The sequence below is a fragment of the Alteromonas sp. OM2203 genome, from assembly GCF_048517045.1.
Taxonomy (GTDB): Bacteria; Pseudomonadota; Gammaproteobacteria; order Enterobacterales; family Alteromonadaceae; genus Alteromonas; species Alteromonas gracilis.
Window position 1 is genome coordinate 78,748 of record NZ_CP183210.1, and the last position, 24,363, is coordinate 103,110.

Sequence of the window (24,363 nt, forward strand, 5' to 3'; positions counted from 1 at the left end):
TGAGTTTTTTGGTGTGGTAAATTCGTCCTAGTTTGTGTCTCGGTTAATGAGTCCGGGCAAGGTTTTTATGCTGCGGTGATGAGAAGAGGGTTTGTTGGTTAAGGGTGCTTTATGGTATGTTGCCGTAGTTATCACCCTTGGCCAGTTATCAACAAGGCTGTGGATGGTTTATTCGTTGGATTTGCTGGTGTTTGATGAGTTATTCACTTTTTCGTTATTAGGATAGCCCTCATTTTTATATTCTCGCTTTGGGCAACACGCCTTCAGCAATCAGTTCCCCAGTCTCTTGGTCGAAGTCTTCAGAAGCATCAGCAAAAGTTTTACTCAAAGCAACGTCAATTTCCGCATTAAGAGCTTCAATGTAACCCATAGCCAACTCATCATTTAAGAACGTCTTAGCTGCATGTGATTTCCAATGTCTCATTTGAATGTCTGCCCAGATATAATGATTACTTTTAGACATTACCTTCATAGCCATCCGCAATTCCTTGCGTCTGAATTGGTTTCTGAATGGATACGCTGAAATCACGTCGTAAAGCGGGGTAAGCCAATGGCCAGTATGGTCAAGGTAAACACTGAAGTTTTTTGCGTGGCCATCAATGCCCATCAACAGCCAAAATACGTATTGCGCAAGAAAGAACTGATACATGTCATTTTCACTATCAGTACTAAAGCGAAGTAGATTGGCTATCTCACTCGCACCCGGTCCCCCATTTGCTTCATACTTTGACTGGCCAGCCCTACCAAGCGCTTGGCACATGTCTTCTTGAGTCAGTCGGTATATAAGGCCGTCCTTACCTTGTTGCCTATCAAACCGTTCAACCACCAGCGCTTTTTGGCCACCGTAAGTGTGTATATCAGCATGAGCAACGTTAAACCCTAGGTGATGCATAAACCTCAGGCAAAACCACTCATTATCGACACTGTTAGTTAGCTTAAGCCCGTTTTCTAAATCGTGGATAGGTAGTTTAAATATATGAGTAGTTGGAGTGGTACCTAGAGGGCGATGCCATTTACTTTCATGAAGTGTCAGCGCCGTTTTCTCTTGTGCACCTGCAAGGGATATTCTGAATACGTCATCATCATCCATACCCAGTGTTTTACGTCTTACTGTATTCCTAAGGTGCGCTTCGATATCGGCATGACTCATCGCCTCAAGCTTTAATTCGTCGAATCCATCGACTGGTTCCGGTGTCAAAGAAAGAGAGCCCACACAATCACGGCCAATTTCACTCAACAAATCCATTGTGTCTGTAGAGTAGGCGCCAACTCGGTCAACAATTAACTTACGAATCTCTATGTCGTCCGGCAGTAGGTTGTCGAAGTAAAAGCGCACCAGGTCACCGGTGTGTCTCTTTTTGGTAAGCGGCATCGATAGACTAATTGGGTGTGCGTATTCTGCGGATAGCCACTCATCGTCGTAAGTAAATGCATGCGTGGCACCATAGCGCTCGAATGTACCTACGTGCCGGCCATTGATGCCCACTGAGAGATTGTTAGTTTTTCTCCTCTTAGCCATAACTATTCCTTAGCTTTATTCTTACTAACAACCACCGGCGTTCTCATTGGCTTACTGACAAACCTACCTGATTCCACTCTTCTTAATGGGCTTTTAACGTCTTTTGGGGCGTTCTGGGGAATACGCTGTCCACCGGCTACTGCTGCTGTCTCATCTGTTTTATGAGTGTTTTGGTTTGTCATATCGATATTGATATTGAGAACGTTTAGAACCATCAGCACAGTACCAAATGACACGCTGGTGGGGTCATTCTCTAATCTCGATACAAAGCGCTGGTCTTTACCAATTTTAGTGGCCAAGTCTGTTTGAGACCACCCTAGCGCCTTGCGTGTAGATGCTATGTAGTGACCTACGTCTTTTGGGATCTTAATTCTCATTGTTAACTCAATATATTCCATAAGAAGTATATTTATAAATATACCTTATATTGAATATTATTCAATATTCTCTAAAAGGAATATTACTTTTTATTCCATATGAAGAATATTTAAGGAGCAGCAAGAAAAAGAAAGGGCGTTACCTCCACACCGTTATTAAGCGGTTTTGGAGGTAAACAAAACGAGACGTTGTGATACAACTGAGAGGCAGAGAATGTAAAAGTACCTTCTATCTCAGGTGATGCTTGAAGGTGAGTCTAGGCCTTCGATAAAGCTATAAGATTATCAATATTCAAATCTAAACGCTCCATTTGGGACTTAGATACAATGTTGGAAGGCTTTCTAGATTACTAGGAGGTAAGATTTTTAGTATGAACAGCATTTATCTAGCAGTGAATGAACGCTGCAATAAAAAAGTGATCTGACAACAGAGTAAGATCACATACGGAAAACACGACAAGAATTTGAAGCGTTTGTTATTTAATACTTCGCTTATAGAGATTCATTCGTCGATTAATCAAAACCCAACCATCCCCTACCTTCTCTTTAACTTTCACGTGCCGAGGCGCAATAAAACTACTAAGGTGGGTATGGTATTTAGGGGGAGAGAAAAGGACATAAGGTAAACTCGCAGCATATCCCTTTGCTTTTTCTGCATCCTCTAATCGAATGGATGATTCAGGCCGCAGCTTTATCCGGCGTTTAACCGCAAATTCTGCGTTTTGATGTGCATCTAGTAACGACTTATCGTGTTCAAGCTTCTCTAGCCAACTCTGACGAGAATAAGACAAGGGAACGGTATGAACCCCTTTATCTATTTTCTGTTTCAACTCTTCGAGCGTATAAGCTTTATGGAGTGGTCGTGAAACCCAATTGAAATTTACGCGGTGAACATCCTCTTTAAAAGCATAGATGGTGCGATAAGCCGACGTTGTGATTAAAAAATTGAACCGGTCGTGCACGTTCTGCCACTTTTCGTAAGCATCATCACTGCTTTTTACTACTGCCGCTCTAAATGCCTTCTTCTCATTATTGATCTTTTCAACGCAAGCAATAATCTCTCGTTTGTTTTTGGTCGCTACTACGAAGCCAGGGTGTTTTTGCACGAACCGCCGTGACTTTTGTGGCGTTTCATCGAATACGTACATATCCTTATAAGCATCAATAATTTTTAAAATCGCTGCTCGGCCAGTAAACATATCAACATTAATGCTTGAGTAGCCGTGCTCAATAAGTTCCTCTTCTTGTTCTTTAAGTACAGGCTCAATGGCGTAGTAATATGTTGAAGCCGGGCAGGCGCTATCGAGGAGCAGTTCTTCAAGCTCTTTCAGAAACGCTTCAATATTACTCATGTGGAATTGTAGAAACACTTATTAACCATAGTGCTGTTTACTTATACAGCAATTTTAAGCCTATTTACCCACCAGCTCAAATCTATTCCGGTTTATGGGTTAGTGGCAGTGTGTTATAAGTTTGGCTGAATTTGTAGTATTAAATAATAGGTAAATTAGGAACATGGAAGTACTTAGGCTTTTAGAGCTAGACCCAGTAGATGTGAAAGGCCACTTAGCCGTATGGAACGGAATTGAAAACCCATTAGAAAAATTTTTCGACGGGCGATTTGAGCAATGGCAGCAAGCTCAAACTAAGCGCAATTTCGGTCGTAACTATATCGTTTCGCTTATCAAGTTGCCCGGGGTTTGCCAGTGGCTATTTGTCGGTGTTTATCTATCAAAAGGCATTTCATTGTCGAGCAGTGACGGTAAATGTCATTACTATGACACTGAGCTTACTACCATAGGCGAGAGCCTTATCGGGCGGCTGGTAGTTCACTTTAAACGTACAGGGCGTAATTCGTATCCCACCGGTGAAACCCTTTCTGGAAGAGCAACGATTCGCTCTATTCTACCAGAGCCAATGGCGTTCCAAGATTTCTCCGACTTCAAGCATGTGTGCCTATCCCGTAGTGAACTAGAAATGCTATATCGACACCAATATCCCTCATGGAAGACCGCACTTTCATCTGTGTCTGGCGTCTATCTAATTAGTGATAGATTAACAGGCAAGCAATATGTGGGAAGTGCCTATGGGGCTGGTGGCTTTTGGAATCGCTGGTCAGCCTATGCCAACGGCCACCATGGAGGCAATAAGCTCTTGCGGTTACTATTCAATGAAACCGGAGAAGTGGGCTTTAGCCAGTTTCAATACTCTATCCTTGAAGTCTGCGACATTGATTTATCAAAAGAGTCTGTCATTGAAATAGAGAATAGATGGAAAAGAAAATTACTTTCTAAAGAGTTTGGTTGGAACGATAATTAAAATTTTCAAGATAATGTATTCTGTATTAATTTAATAGTTCACGCATGATAAGTTTAATTATCATGCGTGAATCCGAAAATTTATAAAGCTTGAGATTAACTTGAAGCTTTAGATATGTTATGAGTTCAAATGCATCCATCGGATATTAAATCATAATAATATTTACTACCTCAATCTACCTAATAACATCGATTTAATCCAACACACTGATGAGCTAAGGTTATGAAAAGTTAAACTTTTTGATTGCACCCTGCATTATTCATCGCTAAAAACTCCAACTACCTCTGTCTCTGGACACTACCGAAAACCAAGTTAGGCGAAGCGATACAATACTGCTTGAATCAATGGGAAAAGCTGGCGCGTTATACACTCGACGGATTATTGAATATCGATAATAATCGCGCTGAGCGCGCGATTAAACCGTTCGTGATAGGCAGAGAAAACTGGCTGTTTAGCCAGACCTCCACGGGCGCAAATGCCAGTGCGGTTCTCTACAGCATCATCGAAACCGCTAAAGCTAATGACCTCAATGTGTTCGAGTATGTGATGACTGGCCTCGATAAACTGTGTCCGTCCGGTAATCCCCACATTCAATTCATAAATTAGCTACGGCATGGTGTTCGCTTTGCAAAGGAGAATGACCATGCAGCAATATCAACGAAGAGAAGTGCAAGATTGGCTCAATTTATTTGAGCAACAAAAACAAAGCGGACTCACCGCAGTGGAGTTTTGTCGTCAGCAGCAGATTAACGTTCAAACTTATTATACCCGACGTCGCGATATTCGGCTTCAACGAACAAGTAGCAAGTTTGTTCAGGTGAACCGTGAAGTCACGAAGGTTGAATCCTACACCGAAGCAATGGGTGGCGAACTTCTCTTGCAACTTGGAAATGCCCAACTTACCGTGCCAACCAATATTAACCCTCACTGGGTTGCTACTGTGATGAAGGCATTGGCCGAATGAAGATGTTCGTAGAGCCTGCCGACATTTACCTGTACATGGATATCGTCGACTTCCGCAAATCGATTAATGGCTTAATTGTCGTGGTTGAGCAGGATATGAAACTGAATCCGTTTCGCGATGCGCTGTTCGTCTTCTGCAACAAAAAGCGCGATAAGGTCAAAATACTCTATTGGGATAAAACGGGCTTCGCACTCTGGTATAAACGCCTCGAAAAACATCGCTTTAAATGGCCTGTCGATGCGAACTTAAAACAGATGCATATGAGTGAACAGCAACTACAGTGGCTGTTATCGGGCTACGATGTCATAGGGCATCAGCCGTTGCACTACAACGCATCCGGCTTATAACCTGTGATCATAAGTAGCGATTAACGATCACGAAATAGTCTTAATAATGTAAGGTAATCAGCAGCTTAATACGGGATAATAGCGGTATGAACGAGAAAGAATACCAATCCCGCATCGCTGAACTTGAAGCGCTTCTTGAAGAGAAGCGCGCGCGGATTGCCTATTTAGAAGAACAGTTCCGTGTTGCCCAGCACAAGCAGTTCGGAAAAAGCACCGAAGGTCACCCTGGGCAAGGTGAGTTGTTCAATGAAGCGGAAGAATTAGTTGTTGAGGCTGAAACTGAAACAGCTGAAGAAGCGATTAGCTACACTCGTAAAAAGCCCACACGTAAATCGCTACCTAAAGACCTGCCTCGTGAAGTTATCGTTCACGATATTAGCGACGAAGAAAAAACCTGTGACTGCTGTTCGGGCGAATTACACCGCATTGGTGAAGATAAGGCAGAGACGCTTCAGTTTATCCCTGCTCAGGTAAAAGTGATTGAGCATGTTCGCCCTAAATATGCGTGCCGTACCTGTGAAAAGGGCGGTATCAGCAACACGATTAAACAAGCGCCCGTACCTCACAGCGTTATCCCAAAAGGTTATGCGACGCCAAGCTTATTAAGTCAAATCATTACCAGCAAATATCAGTATGGCTTACCGCTGTATCGACAAGAAGCGATGTTCAAACAGCATGGTATCGAATTAAATCGTAAGACGATGGCGGACTGGATAATCCGCTGTGCTGCGTTGTTTAAACCGCTTTACGAGCAGCTTCGTCAACACCTGTTAAAGCAAGCTGTTATCGCGGCGGATGAAACCACGCTGAAGGTGGTTGAATCTGATAAAGCGACTAGCTATATGTGGCTGTACGCCTGTGGTGCTGACTCACCTGGCGGAAATATACCTGGTACAGAGACACCCAATATCGTGCTGTACGACTATCACAATAGTCGCGCAGGGCAATGCGCGGTAAACTTCTTGAAAGGCTATAACGGCTACTTACAAGTGGATGGCTATCAAGGCTATGAGCAAACGCAAGCGACACTCATTGGCTGTTGGGCACATGCACGTCGTAAGTTCATGGAAGCCAAAAAAGGCGCAGGTAAAAAAGGCAGTGGCAAAGCAGACTGGGCACTCAATCACATCCAAAAGCTCTACCGCATCGAAACACAGTTAAAAGATAAAACAGTGGAAGAGCGCTATCTCATCAGACAAGAAAAAAGTCTGCCACTACTCAATCAGTTCCATACATGGCTCACAAAGTCAGTGCAACAGGTGTTACCGAAAACCAAATTAGGTGAAGCGATACAATACTGCTTGAACCAATGGGAAAAGCTTGTACGTTATACACTCGATGGGCTACTCAGTATTGATAATAATCGTGCTGAGCGCGCAATTAAACCGTTCGTCATCGGCCGGAAAAACTGGCTGTTTAGCCAAACTGCCACAGGCGCAAACGCCAGCGCAGTGCTCTACAGCATGATCGAAACTGCTAAAGCCAACGACCTCAATGTGTTCGAATATATGATGACTTGCCTTGACGAACTCAGCTTCCCCAACGTCGATATTGAGCAACTGCTACCATGGCAGTTTGCTAAGCGCTAGGTGGTATTGCCGGACGGATACGATAAACTCAGTAAGGCCGATGTTGATATCGAGCAAATTGCCATGGCAATTTGCTAAGCGTTAGGTGGGATTACCGGACGTTTACACTTATGTGCTGATGTTCTTAGTTGCAGCAATAAAAGTACTTCATAGCCTCTAGTTCTTCAGGTGGCCGCTTTAGCTTCAATTGTACGCTTAGACGAGTAGCGTATGCAGTAATCTTTGGTTATCCACGGATTTATAAACACTCAAAATAGTCTCAAACTATGAAACCTATTATCCTTGTAAACGGCTACACCAAAAGCTAAGCCCAAACAAGGGCCAAGCTTTTTAATAGAAGTATCTCTAGTTGCTTAAAAACAAATTTCGTAGCTTTTGGAAAGATTTAGTACAGTAAAGATAGGTATCGCTATTTATAATCGAAGCGTTCTATCGTTATCCTTCCTCTGTAAAATCCACCACTAAAAATTAAAGAATTCATGTTTACGCCGTATCCTAGTGGGCCCAAATAGTTGTTCATATCTTCTATGTGAGCCTCTAGCGCCGCTTTGATGTTCATATTGTTCAACTTAGTTACATCTTGCTGTACTTCATTATTGTTAGTATCAAGAATTCTGAGTATTTTAACTTCTAACTTTATTGGAGAGTTAATTACTGTTAATTCAACTAAAATACTGCCGCCAGTTTCAAGTGGAATTTGAAACTGGTTTGGCACACTAGTATTAATCAAGTTAAGCGCCTGAGCTATGGAGATAGCCGTCGCTTCTACAGTTTTTATCTTTCCCTCTAAGCTATTATTTAGATAGTCGCTTACATCAGCACGACAATAGCTGCAATTAACGAATTCCCAGGGTGAAGATATAACTTCTTTCGGAATTGATTTTGCTTCAGCTTCGGCCACCAGAGAGTTCGAAGCATTACTGAGGTCCGTCATCATTGTTGAAATACCCGAAGGAACTGAGGAAAGCATGTATGTCACAACCGGAACTTCAGGCATCCCTGGAAGAGTGGGAGTGAGAGAAAGCGTTACATCAAAAGAACGAGCATTTTTATTGTAAATATCAACAAGCGTAATATGCTTTTTTTCACCAACCTTTAAGTTCAACATACCCCATGACACAATTTTATCGGAATGGCTGCAATCATAACACTCAACGACTTCCGAACTTACAGCTAGCTTAGAAAATGACACTAGAATAGCTAAAAAAAATCCAATAGACATTAATTTCATTTATTACTTCCTTTTACTGTTCAAATGGGCTTTTAGTAGGCCAAAAAATGATGACGTAGGTATTATTTTTTTGTTACGACTAAAAGACTGATACCTCAAAAAAGTAACTCTAGACATTAAGCCTTAACACATGTTGCGACAAAGAATTGGTTTAAAGGAAATACTATCGATACTATAGAGCCAGTAATACCGTTTATAATATTTCCATTGATTCACCACAGTTAAGTCTAGGGGCCCGAGTCCTGCTCTTTACTAAGGAAACTGCGAATAAGTCCTGCAATTTAGTGCCAATAGCAGCCGTTCGAATATTTGTAATTAAACGGCAGAAAAGTACGTGAAGCAGACGTCTCACATTTTTCCGCCGAAAAAATAGATATTGGTTCTTCAATGAAAACTGGTGTTACTATTTGGTCTAAGTAGAATATGTTATGTATCAAGGAAATATTAAGTGAGAATCATCAGAGTCAGAACACAAGGAAATACGATAAAGTTTGATTGCCCAATTTGTCAGGCCAAATCTCTGAGTGATATTTTGTATATGAGTATTCAGACACATATATCTACTGGAACTTACATGCTTTTATGTAGAGCATGTGGAGAAGGGTCTGTTTGGAAACAGTTTGATAGAAAGGATAACTATAACTACAACCTTCGATTGGTTGACCCAATACTCCCTTCAGCTCCACTAGCTTCGGACGACATGCCAGAAGATGTTTCCAGTGACTACGAAGAGGCGAGATTGGTCGCAGCATACTCCCCTAGATCTGCCGCTGCTCTTCTAAGACTCGCACTTCAAAAACTCTGTAAGTATCTCGGTGAGCCAGGAACTCACATTGATACAGACATTCGTTCCTTAGCAAAGCGCCCTGAATTTGGAGAGCGGCTTATCAAGGCGGCTGATACTTTGAGAATTGCAGGGAATAACGCTGTTCACCCCGGTGAAATGAACGAACAAGACATAGATAATATCTGCAATGGGCTATTTGGATTGTTAAATTTAATTGTACATGCAGGTATAACCCAGCCGAAAGAATGGGATGCAATGTATCTAGGACTACCGGAGAAGCCAAGGCAAGCCGCTGAGAAGAAAGACGGTAGAACTTAAATATATAACAATTCAATTTACTCAGCGCCTTCGGCGCCGGTTATTGAAGCTTTGGAGTTGAGAGAGAATATGTCTGAGTTAATGTTAAATATTGTTTTATCTTTTTTATCCGCAATGGCTGGCGCTTATGGCGGCGCACTAGCGGCGACGTGGTGGCAAGAGAAGAAAGAAGAGAAAAGCCTCGTGAAGGCACGAGAAGCTACGATTATCAATGCTCTTATAATCTGTCGTCATTATGGTGAGGTGATTAGTAAAGTTGATAAAAAGATTGTTCCCGATGGGCGGGAGCTAGAGTGGTATGAAGTTAATTTGGTTGAGATATTTATGCCCCCTAACATTCAGCATAACCCATCAGAGCTGATCACCTATCTAGGTAAAAGTGAATATGACCTTGTCGCCAGTATTATTCATGCTGAATGGGTTGCAAAATCTGCTATCAATGTAATAGAGAAGCGTGACTTGGAGTATGCAGAACTGCAAAAGTATCTAATCTCCAAAGGTTCTTCGAGAAAGCTGAGTAAAGAACAAGCAACTAAAATAATTGGTGATGCATGGTCTGCTAAATTAGATTCTCTAACAAAGGAGATGCATACCGCAGTTCGAGCTGCAATCAGGCAAAATATGGACTGTTTTAACAGCTTGGTTAAACTCTTACCCAACGAGAAAAAATTGAAAGATGCTTTTGAAAGAATTGAGCCAACGATAACATTTTAACAAAGTTGTCAAACTGACAGTTTTTCCGTAGTTCTTTCTGTACTTGGTAGCGCAAGCGGACGCTTTCAAAACGGTGCTTGATAATGGCGTTGAACGTCCGCACCTTGTCTGAAGCGGACTTGCGCAAAAGTTATGTCCAACGTCCGCTAAACGCTCATAGCTGACCTCTGTCCCCCAGAGTGCAAACTTCTACTTCACGTAAACAACAGCCCTTCGTAATTGTTACCTTTCTATCATCTAAAGTGTCAGATCAAGTTGAGATTCCCCAAATTTAGCTTTTGAAAACTTCTTTTAAAATAAAAACATGACCAATAGACATTAGCTTTCTATCCCAAACTTTTACATCGATGTCACCATTATAACGAATAAAGTGAGGCTTATATCTGACCTGTACTATCATCGAATTTCGGAAACTATCACGAATTGATTCTACTTTTTTCATAAATAGACGGTCTCGATCTTCTACCCTATTCTTATCGCATGTCACGTTGATTGCGACCATGGGTATAAGCTTGTTATTCGCACGAATATTAGTAATAGTTTCTTTTGGTGAATTGAATAGAAGTGTCGCCATATCTATATCGAGCAGCTGATCCGTTGCTTTGTTTAACGCCTTTTCAATTCTATTATTGTTGTTGTTGGCTGCGCTGGTTCTTACAGCCTTGCACTCAATAAAAGTGGCATGTCTCTTACTGAATAAACCTATATCAATGCGGCCCTTAGATTCATTTCTATTTCTTGTAGCGGTCAGCTCCGAAACTGGCCAAAAGACGGCCTTATCATTTCTTTGTAGATTGTAGGCAGCTTGCATCATGAGTGGTGTCAGCGATATTTCCTTTGCTGCAGTGGGCAGGCACAGTTCCGGCACGATGGGAACAGATTCTCTGTATTCGCAAATTTGTCGGCATACTTCATCCATTAGGTCACGTAGTGAAGCTAGCATGTTATTGGGTGCGAATATTCTCCAATAGTTTTCTTCAATCAACACTTACACTCCTTGCTATGGATTTTACTACGATATTATATAAATCAGACTGGTTAAGCGCTTCTTGGCGAGGGTTGCCGGTACGCTTCTTTGTTTGCTTTGCAGCTCTCCAGCCTTCATTGAACGCCAGCGCGATAATTAATGATAAGCGCTCTCTGTCGTAGTTTTTCAGTCTTTTGGCAAAGCTATCTATCATCAATTCGGTGCTATCAAAGTTTCCTTCGCCTAAACGCTGCTTGGCTAGGCCTACATCGTGTTCATAATCGCGATAGTCCGGTGACAATAAAAAATCTATCGCCTCTTCCAATGTGTCGGCGCCCACCTGCGCTTTAAACTTATCAAGCATATAAAGAGAGTGTGATTTTAATTGGAGGTTTTTTATTCCTCTATTCTCTCTATGTTTGTGCGCTCTAAATCTATTTTGTAGCTTTTTAATGGCATCTTGCGTGATTATTTTTCTAAGGCAATCATAAGTCTTTTTAGGCTCTAAAAAATCAAAATCCTGATGATTAATAATTTCTTTTTTCCCCTTTATAAAATCGTCGCTTTTTAAAGATGAAATGAATTTATCAAAATTCTTTTCCATATATTCTTGCCAAATCTTATCTTTGCTCACTACCCTGCCCTGCGCCTGCGTTACTTATAACGCTTTTATATCATGACTATAATCACCCTACTATTGTTATTTTATGTAAGCGTTATATGTAACGCTTTATTTGCTCTTTGTGCTGTGCTACTTTATTATTACAGATAATTATAGTTATATCGATTAATAGCATGGCAAATGAAATCGCGTTAGCGCAAAGCGACTTTTCGCTGAATGAAGAACATCGAACGCTGGTGGTTCAAAATTTAACTGAACTAAGAGACTCGGTGTGGCAAACGATGTCGCTGAATACGCGTAAGGCTTATCAGTCTGATTTCAATCAATACCTCAAGTTTTGTCGTGCGCATGTATTGCCGGCACTGGCAAGTGATTGGAAAATTACTAAGATTGCATGCAAGGCTTTCTTCGATGACCTCATGGCGTCTGAGCTCAAACATCACACCATCAAACGAAAGCTCGCGTCTGTACGCTTTTTCATTGGCGTAAGCGAATTACCCGACCCATGGAAACACTCCAAGCTTTTCAGTCGTTACGTGAATGGTAAGCTTAAAGAAAAACCCGCGGCACAAAAGCAAGCAAAGCCATTAAAGTTAAATGATGTGCGCGTAGCAAATCGGGTGTTGAATGTGGACTCACTATTAGGATTACGCGATGCGGTACTGGTCAACGTAGCGCTCGATACACTCTTTCGTGCATCAAATATTTTGGCCATCACAGTCAACCATATCGATTGGCAGGCAAAGACAGTTTTTGCCCCCCGTTCCAAAACGGATCAATCGGGCGAAGGCCACTACGGGTATCTATCTGACGAGACCGCAGATTTGCTTACAAGGTGGCTAGATAAAGCCAGAATTACTGATGGTTTCGTGTTTCGTAAGCTCTCTCCCAAGCAAACTGTTCAAAAAGAGCCTATGCAATACCAAGCACTATTAAAGAGGTATGAGGCAATTGGTATGGCTATCAACTCCGAAGGTAAATTTACCTGCCACAGCACTCGTACTGGTGGTGTTCTTACACTCATGGAAGCTGATGTACCTATGGCGGAAATTGTGCTTTCAGGGAATTGGAAAAGCGAAGCTATGGCCATCCGCTACGCTAAACAATATCAGGCAGGGAAAACTGGTATGGCGAAAGTGAGATAAAGAGAATCAAAAAGTTTGTGAAGTAACCCATCCGTTTCCAAAATATATTATCCTCTACAATAAAATGATGGAAACGTCACTTTGATCAATTAACGAAGTCTTTGAGCATTGGTTAAATACGAGCCTAACCTTAGAAAACATCAAGCACATAGCGACCCCGCCTGATTGAATTTGATTAATGTTAAATTATACTTAAGTCTAATTTAGTTTAACTGCTCTATTCATAACACACTGTTTTAATAGAAATAAAAATCATCACAAAGATATTTAAAACAGTTAATTTAAGTAAAGATATAAACTAATAACTCATTAATATTCAATATTAGACTAATGAATAGTCAGTTTTTTGATAAAAATGATGACAAATGACTTGTTTTGATTGTTTCATGTGGTTACTATGGTTTCACAAATCTTTAACAAGGTTTTTAAGAGATACACACCTAAATCACACAACGAAGAGAATGGGTCGATGCAAAACACAAGATCAAATATAAATAGAAAGCTGTTAGGGAATACGGCGGCACTATTATTAACCATTAGCTCTCCCACACTACTTGCTCAGGAAGTTAATACCGCAGTAAATAACGCTCAACAGAAAGTAGATAATAAACCCCAAGACGAAGACGTTGAAGTCATTGAAGTTTCTGGTGTAAGAGCTTCTCTGGAAAATGCACTTAATACCAAACGTAATGCCGCATCTATCGTAGATGCCATCTCTGCTACTGATATCGACGCACTTCCAGCGCTCGATTTTGGTGAGGCACTTCAAGCAATCCCAGGCGTACAACTTAATTCAGATGAGGAAGGAAGACAAAGTACTATAAGCCTTCGCGGATTAGGCAGCGGTTTTGTTAAAACGACCGCCATGGGACAGACATTTGCAACTCCCTCAGGTGCAAGCAACATTAATGCTGTCGGTGAACCAAACCCATTCGCAGCGTTTGAAGCTAGTATTTTTGATGGAGTTACAGTCGTTAAAAGCCCAACAGCTGATCTTCAGGCTGGTGGTATCGCAGGTATTGTAGATCAAAAGTTACAACAGGCTCTTTCAAAGAAAGATGGTTCGGCTTCTGTGAGTTTAGGTGGTCGTTACGAAGATTTAACGGGTAACGTTGATCCTAACTTTAGAATTTCCGGAGTTAAACACCTTATCGACAACAAACTAGGTGTTGCTTTTAAAATTGCAGGGTCAGGACAAACATTTCGACGTGACACCTTTGATATTATCGACTATACATCAGTGGACACTGTAGACGGCGACGTTCGTGCAACTAACATTGCAGAATATCGCGAAAAGTGGGGCTTAGAAGAAGATGCTCAACTTACAGCACCCGCGCGAGGCCGTAACGTTAGTGAATATAGCGATGGTGACAGAATTTCTTTCTCAGGAAATATCGAATACCGGGTAAATGAAAATTTTAAACTTGGTGCTCATTTACTCTTCTCAGAACGTGATTTAGCTGACGGCACTAAAGAAGCAACGACCATGAGTCCAGGCTTTAATACTCGCCGTCGTGACAGAGATAATTTTGATGCGCGTGTAACACTTGATATGGATGCCGCACCATTTGTCTACGATAGAGTCTCAGATGAGGAAGGTGCTCCATTAGTTTACGCCGTGAACTCCTATGATTACACTAACGGTTCATTGCAAACTGAAAACCGTAAAACAACCTTTAGAGAAAAAACGGAAGGCATCATTCTTTACGGTGATTATTTTACAGAAGACTGGGCTTTTGATGGCAAAATTACGCATTCAGAAGCGAGTAACCAGTTCCAAAATGTTGGCTTTACTTTCCTGCATGACCAGGATTGGCGCGACAGCTTTAATTTTACCGATGCAGATGGCAGAAGAAACGGTGTTGAGAGCGTGCCAACAGGATTTAATGGCTCAATCAATTCTGGGAACGGAAACCTAAATGACATTGTAGTACGAGGACAGTTTGACCAACCCTATGTGTACAATGACCTAGTTTGGCAAGAGACAAATTTGAGCGCATCATCGATTAACTCTGTTTCAGACGCTAATCAGGGTAGGAGATTATCTTTTAGGATCACAGGTCGTGTAAGAGATTTGTCTCGAGAAATAAGTAGTGCGGAATTTAATGCTGAACGATTCACAGATTTTGGTCTAGGTAATAAATTGAACTTCGAGTCAATTAAATTTGGAGCAAGGTTCTCTAGGGAGTCTTTAGAAAGTCAAGACTTCAGACAGGGCGTAGCCGGTATAGACACGAGTAATATTTCAGATGGTTTCTTGACCTCTAACATCCTTTCAGCAGACCAGAATGATTATTTTGGCGGCAACATTCCCGGCACATTTGATAATACTTCGGGTTGGATGACGATAGATAACGAACTCGCTCTTCAAACGCTTCAGGAAGGTATCGAAACCGACGTCAATAATATCGCAACAGCGACTTCTTTTACGACACCGTATCAAGAACTCGTTAGAAACAGAACGGGTTTCTGGGATCAACAAGATAGAAATAGTGGTCTTCCGATAAACTTAGGCTTCAACTTTGGTGCGGAGCAAGATATTCTCGCGATGTATGTGATGTCAGATTTCGGTGGTGAGCTGGGCTCAATTCCTTACCGTGGTAATATCGGTGTTCGTCATATTCAAACAGATAATACCTTTGACGGTTTTGAAACACAGGTGGACGATCGTGGTCGTAACGGTGTAGCAGCTCCAGTTACATTTGAAGATGACTACCAGCATACGCTCCCTATGGCTAACATAACGTTCGAGTTACATGATGATGTTTTACTCAGGGCAGCTTACTACGAGGGTATTGTACGCCCCAACTTGCTCGCCCAACGTCCAACAGCTGCCCTGCGCGGTGGTAACCAAACAGTACGATTGGATCTTCCTACAGCAACAGTGCGTCCCTATGAAGCGAAGAACTACGATGTGTCATTGGAGTGGTATAACCGTGAAGGTAGCGCTATTTCAATAGGTTACTTCAAAAAAGACATTTCAAATCTATTTGATTCTGAACAAGGATTCTGTCCAGATCCAGGCACAAACCCTATTGTCGATAGACTACTTGGTGATATTGAACGAACACCTGGCACTAATGGTAGGGAATTTGGCTGTATTCAAACTACGCCAATTATCGATGATGACGGTAACGAAAACTTGAGAGAAGTAAATATTACTGCTCCTATTAACATAGCTGACACCATTACTGTTGAAGGTTACGAAGTTGCAATACAGCAAAAACTAGATTTCCTACCTTATCCATGGAATGGCTTCGGTGGTGTATTCAACTATACAAGTTTAGACCAAGAAGGCAGCGAAGTTGAGTTAACACGTGTTTCGCCTGAATCGTTTAACGTAATCACATATTGGGAAAACGATGGCATCAGTTTGCGTTTGTCGTATAACTGGCGTGATGACCAAACTCTTAGAGGTGCAAACTCATTCCTTGGCACTAATGCTCGTACCAGAAAAGCAATTGGTCGTTTGGACTTCGTTGGTTCTTATGCGCTCAACAAGAAGACTAAATTGTTCCTCCGTGCTTTCAACCTTACGGATGAGGTTGGCGAAGAGTTCCTAGGAACAGACGAGCGCGCTATTAGCCGTCTAACCTATACAGGTCGTATTTATCAATTAGCGGTCAACTACAGATTCTAATTGACATACTGTTGTATTGGCGAGCGTGCAATGCGCTCGCCTTCTTCCAATAGCTCTTACCATACAGTTCAATTTTTACACATCCCTGATAAATTTCCTCAAGCCGTTTTATTTTTTCGTATCGGAGAAACTTTGCTCATACTCCCTTAGGGTGCGGTAACGTGCTCCATTCTGCTTACACATTTTAATGAACTAATTGCAGCCGTAATTGGCGCTATAAGTTTCAACTAATTATTTACCACAACATTTTATTCAGTACGAATAGCAGATGTTGACGATGTTACAAGTATAGCGACCTTTTTCATAGCAACTATAAGGGCAAGTAAAGCCTCTTCGTTTTACAAAAAACAACAGATAGCTCTTCGCTATGGTAGACATCTTGATTTCAGGCTATGACGCCCTTCACGGCTCGTTTCAACACTATAGATAGTGAGTGCATGAGAAAGTGCTGTTACTTGGCTAACGCTACTGTTGATGCTTATTGGAAGAGGCTCTATAAATACCGAAAGCGGCATAAAGATTGTTGCCTTTATTGTTCGGCCTTACCTATATGCAGTACATCCTCGCCATCGATATTCGGTAGCGCGTAGTCGAGTGAAATTGGTGGGTAAGCGCTAGCGCTTACGTTAATATCACCTATAAACGAATGGGCCTTTTTATCGACAAACGAAAATGCGGCATTTATAGATATTATTTTTGAGGCTATATCGGCTTTAGGTACAGTAGGATTATCACGCGGTTTAACCGGAGAGTTATCTGATGCTGGAAGCCTTGTTATCATATTTTTGATGTTTGTTGGCCGATTGGGCCCACTGACCATTGCGTATTTTCTTACTTGCCCTCGTCAGAAAAGAATCAAGTATCCAAATAGTACGCTACCCGTTGGATAAGAATAAAAACAGGGTAAGGCGTATTGTCCACGCCTTACACTGGCTACAGTTGACTTATGATACGAGCGTTTTGATGTATGACTTGATAGATTCGTCTTTGCCATTTTCAAACAAGCACTTTTGAAAGCGCTCACCAGACACTGCAACTTTTACCAATTCCTGATCAATTTTCTTCAATGTATCGACATAGTTGTCGCATGCCAATGCCGCTTTTAATTCTGAAAGAATACCGGCATTGCGCACTTGAGGCTCGCGTCTTTCAACCGGATAACCAGCTCCGCGCTCACCAGTAAAAGCCTTTTCGAAAATATAACGGGCGTTCAGCTCAGCTCCCCAACCAAAACCTTTCGCAAAAGGAAGCGCTAACGCATTACCGTTATTTACTTGGTTAAACAAAAAGGCGTCAGAAGGATCGATACAATAACCACAGAAAACACCAGGTTGCGCATTCAAAGACATCATAGCGCCCTGCCCGGTACCGCAGCCGGCGATAACGAAGTCTACAGCGCCAGAGTTCAAAAGAGCGCCGGCCATAATCCCAAGGTGTACATAAGTTAAGTGATGATCGGTTTCACTTTCCATACCTACATTATGAACACTATGTCCTAGCGAGTCGGCCACAGAAGTCAATTCTTTAAGAATTACAGGGTTCTTCGCCGCTTGGCTATTTTCCATCATTAAGGCAATCTTCATGACTACTCCTGAATAAAGTTGAATTTCAAACTGATGATATCATCTTTATCTGTCATTAATAAGCAAATTAAGTTAAATCGTAATCTCATTCGTTTTTGAATTTACCTCATTTCGCGCTTTACATACGTCACAAGAGAATGAAAGTTAATCGAATGTTAGCGATCGTACTTCTACCGTGATATTTTATGATTGTATTTTATTGCTTTTGGTTTTCTTAATTAATGTTACGACTGTGCTTTTTACTCACTCTTATTAGTATTTCCTTCAGTTCTTTTGCAAACGAGGCGCACCAGTGTGGTGCTTGTCATGAGAAAGAGCTGACCGATTGGCTAGAATCGGACCACAGTAAAGCAATGGCTATCGCCTCAGAAAACACGGTTTTAGGCGACTTTAATGACTTTACGTTTGAACATTTCAATCAAAAAGCCACATTCTATAAAAAAGGTAAAAAGTTCTATATAAAGTTTCAAGAAGATAAAAAAGAACCGAGGGTTTACGAAGTCAGCTATGTGTTCGGTCACTTTCCTCTTCAAGAATACCTTATCAAAACTGAACAGGGAAAAATGCAGGTCTTTCCATTTGCATGGGACTCAAGAGATAAGTCGAACCGCGGTCAAAAATGGTACCCCATATATCCCGACGAGGAGATAAGCAGGCAGGATAGGCTGCACTGGCTTCAGCCTTTGCAGAATTGGAATGGTATGTGTGCGGACTGTCACTCGTCAGGATTAAAAAGAAACTACGACAGTGAAAAAGACACATTCAATACAGTGTGGAATGAGATAAACGTTTCTTGTCAATCTTGCCATGGTCACGTCGACGACAATCACTATGCTGGTAACCGCTCTTCTCACTCGGTGCTTTCTGAAAGCGAACAGCAAGATATTGGCAACTGGCTTTTAGGTAAAGACAAAAAAATAGCCACATGGGAAGGCCCAAAGCGCGACAATAGCTTCATGGAACGCTGTTTTGCGTGCCATTCACTTCGCACTCCACTCACCGATGGTATCACACCATCTGAACCTTTCTTGTCGCAATTTAAACCCACTTTGCTGACTACCCCGCAATACCATGTTGATGGCCAGATAAAGGATGAAGTGTATGTCTACGGCTCGTTTTTACAAAGTAAAATGTTTGAGGCTGGCGTGAACTGTAACGACTGTCACAACCCGCATACTGCGAAAGTGAAAGTCGAAGGAAATGGCCTCTGTTTACAGTGCCACAAAGCAACAGCATATGATGACGTCGAGCATCATAAGCACGAACCCAATAGTCAGGGCTCACAATGTGTAAATTGTCACATGCCTACGAATACTTACATGGGCGTTGATAAACGGAGAGATCATAGTTTCAAGGTCCCAGCACCGCACCTTACTGAGAAGTTTGGCACGCCTAACGCCTGTAATAGCTGCCACGAAGACAAAAGCCCGCAATGGGCGCAAGACAAAATTCACGAGTGGCATGGCCCGTCAGCGCCTTCACACCCTGCTGAAATGCAATATATGTTATTGCTGAGTGGCGACACCTTGACACTCAATAGTCACTTTTCCTTAGCAAAAAACAAAGCACTGCCTGATATAAAACGAGCGACTGTCGTTTCACTGCTCCCCGCATCAGTTCAAACTCTAGCGTATAAGTATGCCAAAATGCTGGCCAATGACGAGAGCCCCTTAGTTCGTCTAGCATTTTCCGATATTTCATTTCTTGTCGATAAACACAGACGCGTCGAGCTTCTAAAAGCGCTTTTAGCGGATGAATATAAGGCGGTTAGAGTTTCGGCTGCTGAACAGCTAATAGCTTCGGGGGAATTGGCCATTATTTCCGCAAAAGTATTAGACGAGTTATACGAAGCATCTGAACAAAACCTCTGGCGTGGTGAAGGAAACTTAAACGCTAGTCTTATTCAAGCTAATCAAGGTAACTTTGAAAAAGCAAAATATTTTCTTGAGGCAGGTATATCCCGAGACCCATTCTTTGAGCCTAATTACATAAACCTAGCGAATTTATACCGCTCTTTGGGAGATAGCGCTTTAGAGGCAGCAACACTTGAGAAAGGCCTAAATGCCAATCAACACTCACCGTTAATGCACTACGCAGAAGGAATGCGCTTAATACGTAGCCAAGATTTGAATACTGCAATAACACACTTTACCACTGCCACCGATATCGAGCCTACAAACAGCAACTATCTGTATATTTTGGCCTTAGCGCTAGACAAAGCAGGTAATACCAAACGAGCTATTGAGTTGCTAAAAGCACGAAGCCCTAGTGTGGAAGGTCGATACGAATTGCTACAACTCGGATTGGCTTTATCCCAAAAAATGGGGCTCAACGGTGAATCTACATACTTTAGAAAAGAACTAGAGAAAATTTAGCGTCCGTAGATGCGCAGAAATCACGTAATTGATTGTTAAAACACTTTAAGAAGGAAAACTGAAATGTCTGAAAAGTTAGGTGTTGTAGAAGATATGGGTGGCGGTATCAAACGTCAGATACTCGCATACAATGACGATGCTATGGCCGTGAAAGTATGGTTTGAAAAAGGCGCAGAAGGTTACGCCCACAGCCATCGTCATACACAAATTGTTTACTGCGAAGAAGGTGAATTTAACTTCGTCATTGACGGTAAACTCAAGGTATTGAAGGCAGGAGATAGCTGCGTGATCGATCCACATGTTGAGCACGGTACCACTACAGAAACCGGTGGGATCCTTATTGACATGTTCAGCCCAATGCGGGAAGACTTCTTATAAAAAGCAATTAAGAAGTGAAAATTACGTCTTGAAGTAAGGGCCTTCAGTGATGAAGTAGAGTGGTCATTGGAGGTCTTTTCGATTCAAAGATAGCGTTAATCGTCATAAACGTTACTCGGTTTTGCAGTTATTTATTGTGTTCTTCGATAGTGGCTTCTATTCGAATAGTTACTTTTGTGGGTAATATTGAGCTTACATATCTGCTTATGATTTAGCTTAGAATTTATAAGATAGTCGACAGAATACGTGTTTTACAAACAACATAATTAGTTGGCTATCATGCGCAAAACATTCATTCTCTTTTTTGGGCTTATCATTGCTACTTTAATTCTTGATACGATTCATGAGTTCTCTGCTATCACTTGGCAACACAGGGTGGAAGAAGACCTTAAGGTTATTTATAAAAATATTGAGGTTATCCATCCTGGCCTATCGGAAATTGAGGTAGCTAGTTGGCACGAAGAGGGCTATTTAGTTGCAAAGAAAAAATTAGCAGAGATTGATAACATAGAAGACGCTACTGCCGTCGTAAAGTATTATATTAACGGTTTTAAAGACATACACGTAAACTCTGGTCATTATAAGTATTGTATTGGGTGTTTTGTCTCAAACAAATTTTCCTTTAGATTTTGGCAAATAGGCCCTGAAAATCCATCGTGGGCAGGTTATCAACTGGATAATACTTATACAGTTAAGTATGTCAGTCCATCTTGGGATAAAAAATTGCCTGCTGTTGGTGATAAGCTAGCCTCTTGCGATGGGCTTAGCGTCAAAACAATATGGGAGTCACGTATATTACCTTATGTGAACCATAACACTCATTCAGTCAATTCTACCCAAAAAGTAATAAATTTGTTTTCGATGAGATTTCCATCAATTTTTCCGCTCTTGAATTCTCAAAAATGGAAGACCTGTGTTTTTACTAGTGAATCAGACAAAAAAAGCACTTCTTACGATATCAAATGGGCATCATTTGACGCAGAGAATTCTAAGGGCTTACTCATTAATGAAAATATGAATTCACAAGTAGTTAATGTTCAGAGCAACGGTATAATATATATAGCTATACCCTCATTCAGTTTTAATGAAAAAGAAAATCAAATTTTTCAAGATAGATTTTTAAAACGACTGCAATCAATAGAAGAAAGAGAAGCAACAGTAATCGATTTGAGGTTCAATACCGGAGGATCAAGCACTAGAGTCTTTGAAATAATAGAGTCATTAGTTCCAAATCATCTACGTTCTTCCACTACTGTTGAGCAAATATCTTACAATAGATTTCGTATTACGGATGAACTAATTGATGTTTTAGATAAAAGACTAAGGAAAATAGCTATTAGCCAAGAGCAAATTAGTTATGATCAAGTTATGCTAGAACGCTTAGTGAATGTTTCAAAAAAAGCTTTAGCTGGAAATCTCTCTAGCATCGTTTTTCCTGTAGTTTCGACGGAAACATTTTATTCAAATTTTAACAATGTAAGAACGAAAAAGTTTGCGAAAAAAATCTACATATTGACAGACGGTAGGTGCGCTAGTGCATGTGTAGTTTTTCTAAAAATAATGAAGGAATTGGATAACGTTATCCACATCGGTGAACATCCACATATGAGTACTATCTATACAGACCAGATTAGTATTCGTACAAAAAACAATATGAAGGTAAACATTCCATATAGAGCATTGACGCTGTTGGAAGCCTCACAACCTGAAAATTTAGAACCAGATATTAAGTATGAAGGAAATTTTGCAGACCAGGAGCAACTAAAAACGTGGTTTAAGCATGTTATTCAAGAACCGTGACATATACTTCAAATAAATGGCCTTGAAGCCACTAATCATTCTCTAAATGCTATTGTGAAAGGTACAAGGTAAAAGAATTATATGATTCTGTTCTATGGAAATTTTTTAAGGACAAAAAAACCTGAACAAAAATGTTCAGGTTTTCTGTAAATGGTGCCTCGACCCGGGATCGAACCAAAGACACGCGGATTTTCAACCCGCAGCTCTATCAACTGAGCTATCTAGGCACATAAAGTGTGCTATTTAAGCTTGATAAAAACTTTGCGAGCTTTAACAAAGTGCCTGCAAGCTTTTAACCTATTGTTTTTATTGTAAGTGGGCAGAAGTGTTTGCCCTTTTTAACTTGTAGCTGGGTTTAAAACATTATCTGTATATAACCTGATTCACTATGTTTTCTAGCCCTTCTTGCTTTCCAGATACTGGTTTAGGGTCTAAAGATTTGGCTTTCGCGTGCTCAGCTAAAGACTCTAGCGACATATTACCGTCTAAGATTTCTCTGCCGAACACAGAATTCCATTCTGCATAGCGACTCTTAACTTTACTATCCAACACACCGTTAGATAACAATTCGTAAGCTTTCTTCAAACCAAGCGCACAGGTGTCCATGCCACCAATATGACCCAAGAAAAGATCTTCAGCATCAAGGCTTTGACGTCTTAATTTAGTATCGAAATTGAATCCGCCTGACGTATAACCGCCGTTTTTCAGAATTTCGTAACAAATAAGTGTCATTTCTTCTACTGAATTAGGAAACTGATCGGTATCCCAACCAAGCTGCGGATCACCTCGGTTTGCATCAATTGAACCGAAAATATCAAGCGCAAATGCCGTAGCCACTTCGTGATGGAAAGAGTGGCCAGACAAGGTCGCGTGGTTGGCTTCAATATTTACAGCGAACTCTTTTTCCAAACCGAACTCTTTCAAGAAGCCATAAACCGTAGCTGTATCATAATCATATTGATGCTTAGTTGGTTCTTGAGGCTTTGGCTCAATCAACAATAATCCATCAAAACCAATTTTGTGCTTGTGCTCAACAACCATATTCATAAAGCGACCAAATTGTTGGCGTTCGCGCTTCAAGTCCGTGTTCAAAAGCGTTTCATAACCTTCACGGCCACCCCACAAGACGTAGTTTGCACCGCCGAGGGTTTTGGTCGCATTCATCGCATGGTAAACTTGAGTAGCAGCCCGAGTGAAGATTTCTGGATTTGGGTTCGTTGCCGCGCCAGACATATAGCGAGGATGGCTAAATACGTTAGCGGTTCCCCACAAGAGTTTCATACCGGTTTCTTCTTGCTTACGGGCTAAGACATCTGTCATCTCCCCAAAATTGCGAATGTAATCTTGAATAGCGTCGCCTTCTGGTGCTACGTCAATATCATGAAAACAATAAAATGGCGCACCCAACTTTTCGAAAAATGAAAACGCTACATCGGCTTTTTGTTTGGCTCTCTCCATGGGATCACCCGCAGTAAGCCAAGGTCTATTAAACGTGCCGCCTCCAAATACATCGGCGCCATCCCAACAGAAGTTATGCCAGTAGCACACTGCAAAGCGAAGGTGCTCTTCCATTGTTTTACCACCAATCACCTCTTGGGGGTTGTAGTGCTTGAACGAAAGTGGGTTCGTTGAATCTGGCCCTTCATATTGTATAGAAGGAATGCTTTCAAAATAGTTGCTCATAGTAT

The 24,363-nt window shown here is 41.3% G+C and carries 21 protein-coding genes, 1 tRNA gene and 1 pseudogene; 13 read left to right on the top strand and 10 right to left on the bottom strand.

Annotated elements, in window-relative coordinates; genetic code table 11:
• Positions 1–235 precede the first annotated feature (235 nt).
• The 3 genes from ACM0P2_RS20255 to ACM0P2_RS20265 form a co-directional block, all read right to left on the bottom strand.
• Positions 236–1,519 carry a type II toxin-antitoxin system HipA family toxin gene (locus tag ACM0P2_RS20255; protein ID WP_159119859.1) on the bottom strand — a complete coding sequence of 428 codons (1,284 nt, stop codon included), beginning with the start codon at positions 1,517–1,519 and terminating at the stop codon, positions 236–238.
• A 2-nt stretch (positions 1,520–1,521) separates the two neighbouring features.
• Complete coding sequence (locus ACM0P2_RS20260; RefSeq protein ID WP_159119858.1) at positions 1,522–1,896, bottom strand: helix-turn-helix domain-containing protein; 375 nt, start codon at positions 1,894–1,896, stop codon at positions 1,522–1,524.
• Between the two features lie 476 nt (positions 1,897–2,372).
• On the bottom strand, positions 2,373–3,248 hold the full coding sequence (locus tag ACM0P2_RS20265) for a DNA replication terminus site-binding protein (RefSeq protein WP_236547176.1): 876 nt from the start codon (positions 3,246–3,248) through the stop codon (positions 2,373–2,375).
• A 163-nt stretch (positions 3,249–3,411) separates the two neighbouring features.
• On the opposite strand from ACM0P2_RS20265, the gene ACM0P2_RS20270 reads away from it, so the two are divergent.
• The 5 genes and pseudogenes from ACM0P2_RS20270 to tnpC all read left to right on the top strand — a co-directional run bounded on the left by ACM0P2_RS20270 (position 3,412) and on the right by tnpC (position 7,115).
• On the top strand, positions 3,412–4,215 hold the full coding sequence (locus ACM0P2_RS20270; RefSeq protein ID WP_159119856.1) for a GIY-YIG nuclease family protein: 804 nt from the start codon (positions 3,412–3,414) through the stop codon (positions 4,213–4,215).
• A 300-nt stretch (positions 4,216–4,515) separates the two neighbouring features.
• Positions 4,516–4,821 (top strand): annotated as a pseudogene (locus ACM0P2_RS20275) (IS66 family transposase); the annotation flags it as partial.
• A 37-nt stretch (positions 4,822–4,858) separates the two neighbouring features.
• The gene (gene tnpA / locus ACM0P2_RS20280) at positions 4,859–5,179 is read left to right on the top strand and encodes an IS66 family insertion sequence element accessory protein TnpA (protein ID WP_159120620.1); all 321 of its coding nucleotides are present in this window, start codon (positions 4,859–4,861) and stop codon (positions 5,177–5,179) included.
• The gene (gene tnpB / locus ACM0P2_RS20285; RefSeq protein ID WP_008305429.1) at positions 5,176–5,526 is read left to right on the top strand and encodes an IS66 family insertion sequence element accessory protein TnpB; all 351 of its coding nucleotides are present in this window, start codon (positions 5,176–5,178) and stop codon (positions 5,524–5,526) included. The genes tnpA and tnpB overlap by 4 nt, the downstream gene beginning before the upstream one ends.
• 86 nt (positions 5,527–5,612) lie before the next feature.
• Positions 5,613–7,115: an IS66 family transposase gene (gene tnpC / locus ACM0P2_RS20290; RefSeq protein WP_419226713.1), complete on the top strand. Its 1,503-nt coding sequence runs from the start codon at positions 5,613–5,615 to the stop codon at positions 7,113–7,115.
• Positions 7,116–7,524: 409 nt separating this feature from the next.
• Here tnpC and ACM0P2_RS20295 read toward each other — a convergent pair whose 3' ends face one another.
• Complete coding sequence (locus ACM0P2_RS20295; RefSeq protein ID WP_159119855.1) at positions 7,525–8,346, bottom strand: hypothetical protein; 822 nt, start codon at positions 8,344–8,346, stop codon at positions 7,525–7,527.
• A 574-nt stretch (positions 8,347–8,920) separates the two neighbouring features.
• On the opposite strand from ACM0P2_RS20295, the gene ACM0P2_RS20300 reads away from it, so the two are divergent.
• Together ACM0P2_RS20300 and ACM0P2_RS20305 are read left to right on the top strand one after the other, a co-directional pair.
• Positions 8,921–9,451: a DUF4145 domain-containing protein gene (locus ACM0P2_RS20300; protein WP_419227771.1), complete on the top strand. Its 531-nt coding sequence runs from the start codon at positions 8,921–8,923 to the stop codon at positions 9,449–9,451.
• 69 nt (positions 9,452–9,520) lie between these two features.
• Positions 9,521–10,165 carry a hypothetical protein gene (locus ACM0P2_RS20305; protein WP_419227772.1) on the top strand — a complete coding sequence of 215 codons (645 nt, stop codon included), beginning with the start codon at positions 9,521–9,523 and terminating at the stop codon, positions 10,163–10,165.
• A 271-nt stretch (positions 10,166–10,436) separates the two neighbouring features.
• Here the strand turns inward: ACM0P2_RS20305 and ACM0P2_RS20310 are convergent, their stop codons facing one another.
• Positions 10,437–11,153 (bottom strand): hypothetical protein, encoded by a 717-nt coding sequence (locus ACM0P2_RS20310; protein ID WP_236547175.1) that lies wholly within the window; start codon positions 11,151–11,153, stop codon positions 10,437–10,439.
• Positions 11,143–11,766 (bottom strand): hypothetical protein, encoded by a 624-nt coding sequence (locus ACM0P2_RS20315; protein ID WP_173359806.1) that lies wholly within the window; start codon positions 11,764–11,766, stop codon positions 11,143–11,145. Before ACM0P2_RS20315 ends, ACM0P2_RS20310 begins: the two co-directional genes overlap by 11 nt.
• Before the next feature lie 161 nt (positions 11,767–11,927).
• Between ACM0P2_RS20315 and ACM0P2_RS20320 the strand changes: the two genes are divergently transcribed.
• The gene (locus ACM0P2_RS20320) at positions 11,928–12,899 is read left to right on the top strand and encodes a tyrosine-type recombinase/integrase (protein WP_173359807.1); all 972 of its coding nucleotides are present in this window, start codon (positions 11,928–11,930) and stop codon (positions 12,897–12,899) included.
• A 469-nt stretch (positions 12,900–13,368) separates the two neighbouring features.
• Entirely contained in the window at positions 13,369–16,539 is a 3,171-nt protein-coding gene (locus ACM0P2_RS20325; protein ID WP_159119850.1) for a TonB-dependent receptor, read from the top strand.
• A gap of 529 nt (positions 16,540–17,068) precedes the next feature.
• Here ACM0P2_RS20325 and ACM0P2_RS20330 read toward each other — a convergent pair.
• Positions 17,069–17,320, bottom strand: a complete 252-nt coding sequence (locus ACM0P2_RS20330; RefSeq protein ID WP_236547174.1) for a hypothetical protein — start codon at positions 17,318–17,320, stop codon at positions 17,069–17,071.
• Between ACM0P2_RS20330 and ACM0P2_RS20335 the strand changes: the two genes are divergently transcribed.
• Positions 17,244–17,429 (top strand): potassium transporter TrkG, encoded by a 186-nt coding sequence (locus ACM0P2_RS20335; protein ID WP_419227778.1) that lies wholly within the window; start codon positions 17,244–17,246, stop codon positions 17,427–17,429. The two genes, ACM0P2_RS20330 and ACM0P2_RS20335, sit on opposite strands and share 77 nt — an antisense overlap.
• A gap of 54 nt (positions 17,430–17,483) precedes the next feature.
• Here ACM0P2_RS20335 and ACM0P2_RS20340 read toward each other — a convergent pair whose 3' ends face one another.
• A complete protein-coding gene (locus ACM0P2_RS20340; protein WP_159119849.1) occupies positions 17,484–18,122 on the bottom strand; it encodes an RpiB/LacA/LacB family sugar-phosphate isomerase in 639 nt (212 codons plus the stop codon).
• Between the two features lie 353 nt (positions 18,123–18,475).
• Here ACM0P2_RS20340 and ACM0P2_RS20345 point away from each other — a divergent pair, with 353 nt between their 5' ends.
• The 3 genes from ACM0P2_RS20345 (at position 18,476) to ACM0P2_RS20355 (ending at position 22,675) form a co-directional block, all read left to right on the top strand.
• Positions 18,476–20,497 carry a multiheme c-type cytochrome gene (locus ACM0P2_RS20345; protein ID WP_236547173.1) on the top strand — a complete coding sequence of 674 codons (2,022 nt, stop codon included), beginning with the start codon at positions 18,476–18,478 and terminating at the stop codon, positions 20,495–20,497.
• 63 nt (positions 20,498–20,560) lie between these two features.
• Positions 20,561–20,875: a cupin domain-containing protein gene (locus tag ACM0P2_RS20350; RefSeq protein ID WP_131094903.1), complete on the top strand. Its 315-nt coding sequence runs from the start codon at positions 20,561–20,563 to the stop codon at positions 20,873–20,875.
• A 279-nt stretch (positions 20,876–21,154) separates the two neighbouring features.
• Positions 21,155–22,675 (top strand): S41 family peptidase, encoded by a 1,521-nt coding sequence (locus tag ACM0P2_RS20355; protein WP_159119847.1) that lies wholly within the window; start codon positions 21,155–21,157, stop codon positions 22,673–22,675.
• Positions 22,676–22,826: 151 nt separating this feature from the next.
• Here ACM0P2_RS20355 and ACM0P2_RS20360 read toward each other — a convergent pair.
• Together ACM0P2_RS20360 and xylA are read right to left on the bottom strand one after the other, a co-directional pair.
• A tRNA-Phe gene (locus tag ACM0P2_RS20360) sits at positions 22,827–22,902 on the bottom strand.
• Between the two features lie 136 nt (positions 22,903–23,038).
• Positions 23,039–24,358: a xylose isomerase gene (xylA, locus tag ACM0P2_RS20365; protein WP_159119846.1), complete on the bottom strand. Its 1,320-nt coding sequence runs from the start codon at positions 24,356–24,358 to the stop codon at positions 23,039–23,041.
• Positions 24,359–24,363 lie beyond the last annotated feature (5 nt).

Bases quoted from the DNA above. Each gene is read 5' to 3' on its own strand.
- ACM0P2_RS20350 (WP_131094903.1), top strand. From the start codon at position 20,561: ATGTCTGAAAAGTTAGGTGTTGTAGAAGATATGGGTGGCGGTATCAAA.
- tnpA (WP_159120620.1), top strand. From the start codon at position 4,859: ATGCAGCAATATCAACGAAGAGAAGTGCAAGATTGGCTCAATTTATTT.
- tnpC (WP_419226713.1), top strand. From the start codon at position 5,613: ATGAACGAGAAAGAATACCAATCCCGCATCGCTGAACTTGAAGCGCTT.
- ACM0P2_RS20325 (WP_159119850.1), top strand. From the start codon at position 13,369: ATGCAAAACACAAGATCAAATATAAATAGAAAGCTGTTAGGGAATACG.
- ACM0P2_RS20270 (WP_159119856.1), top strand. From the start codon at position 3,412: ATGGAAGTACTTAGGCTTTTAGAGCTAGACCCAGTAGATGTGAAAGGC.
- ACM0P2_RS20260 (WP_159119858.1), bottom strand. From the start codon at position 1,896: ATGAGAATTAAGATCCCAAAAGACGTAGGTCACTACATAGCATCTACA.
- ACM0P2_RS20320 (WP_173359807.1), top strand. From the start codon at position 11,928: ATGGCAAATGAAATCGCGTTAGCGCAAAGCGACTTTTCGCTGAATGAA.
- xylA (WP_159119846.1), bottom strand. From the start codon at position 24,358: ATGAGCAACTATTTTGAAAGCATTCCTTCTATACAATATGAAGGGCCA.
- ACM0P2_RS20355 (WP_159119847.1), top strand. From the start codon at position 21,155: ATGCGCAAAACATTCATTCTCTTTTTTGGGCTTATCATTGCTACTTTA.
- ACM0P2_RS20295 (WP_159119855.1), bottom strand. From the start codon at position 8,346: ATGAAATTAATGTCTATTGGATTTTTTTTAGCTATTCTAGTGTCATTT.
- ACM0P2_RS20340 (WP_159119849.1), bottom strand. From the start codon at position 18,122: ATGAAGATTGCCTTAATGATGGAAAATAGCCAAGCGGCGAAGAACCCT.
- ACM0P2_RS20330 (WP_236547174.1), bottom strand. From the start codon at position 17,320: ATGATAACAAGGCTTCCAGCATCAGATAACTCTCCGGTTAAACCGCGT.
- ACM0P2_RS20255 (WP_159119859.1), bottom strand. From the start codon at position 1,519: ATGGCTAAGAGGAGAAAAACTAACAATCTCTCAGTGGGCATCAATGGC.
- ACM0P2_RS20345 (WP_236547173.1), top strand. From the start codon at position 18,476: ATGGCTATCGCCTCAGAAAACACGGTTTTAGGCGACTTTAATGACTTT.
- tnpB (WP_008305429.1), top strand. From the start codon at position 5,176: ATGAAGATGTTCGTAGAGCCTGCCGACATTTACCTGTACATGGATATC.
- ACM0P2_RS20300 (WP_419227771.1), top strand. From the start codon at position 8,921: ATGCTTTTATGTAGAGCATGTGGAGAAGGGTCTGTTTGGAAACAGTTT.
- ACM0P2_RS20265 (WP_236547176.1), bottom strand. From the start codon at position 3,248: ATGAGTAATATTGAAGCGTTTCTGAAAGAGCTTGAAGAACTGCTCCTC.
- ACM0P2_RS20305 (WP_419227772.1), top strand. From the start codon at position 9,521: ATGTCTGAGTTAATGTTAAATATTGTTTTATCTTTTTTATCCGCAATG.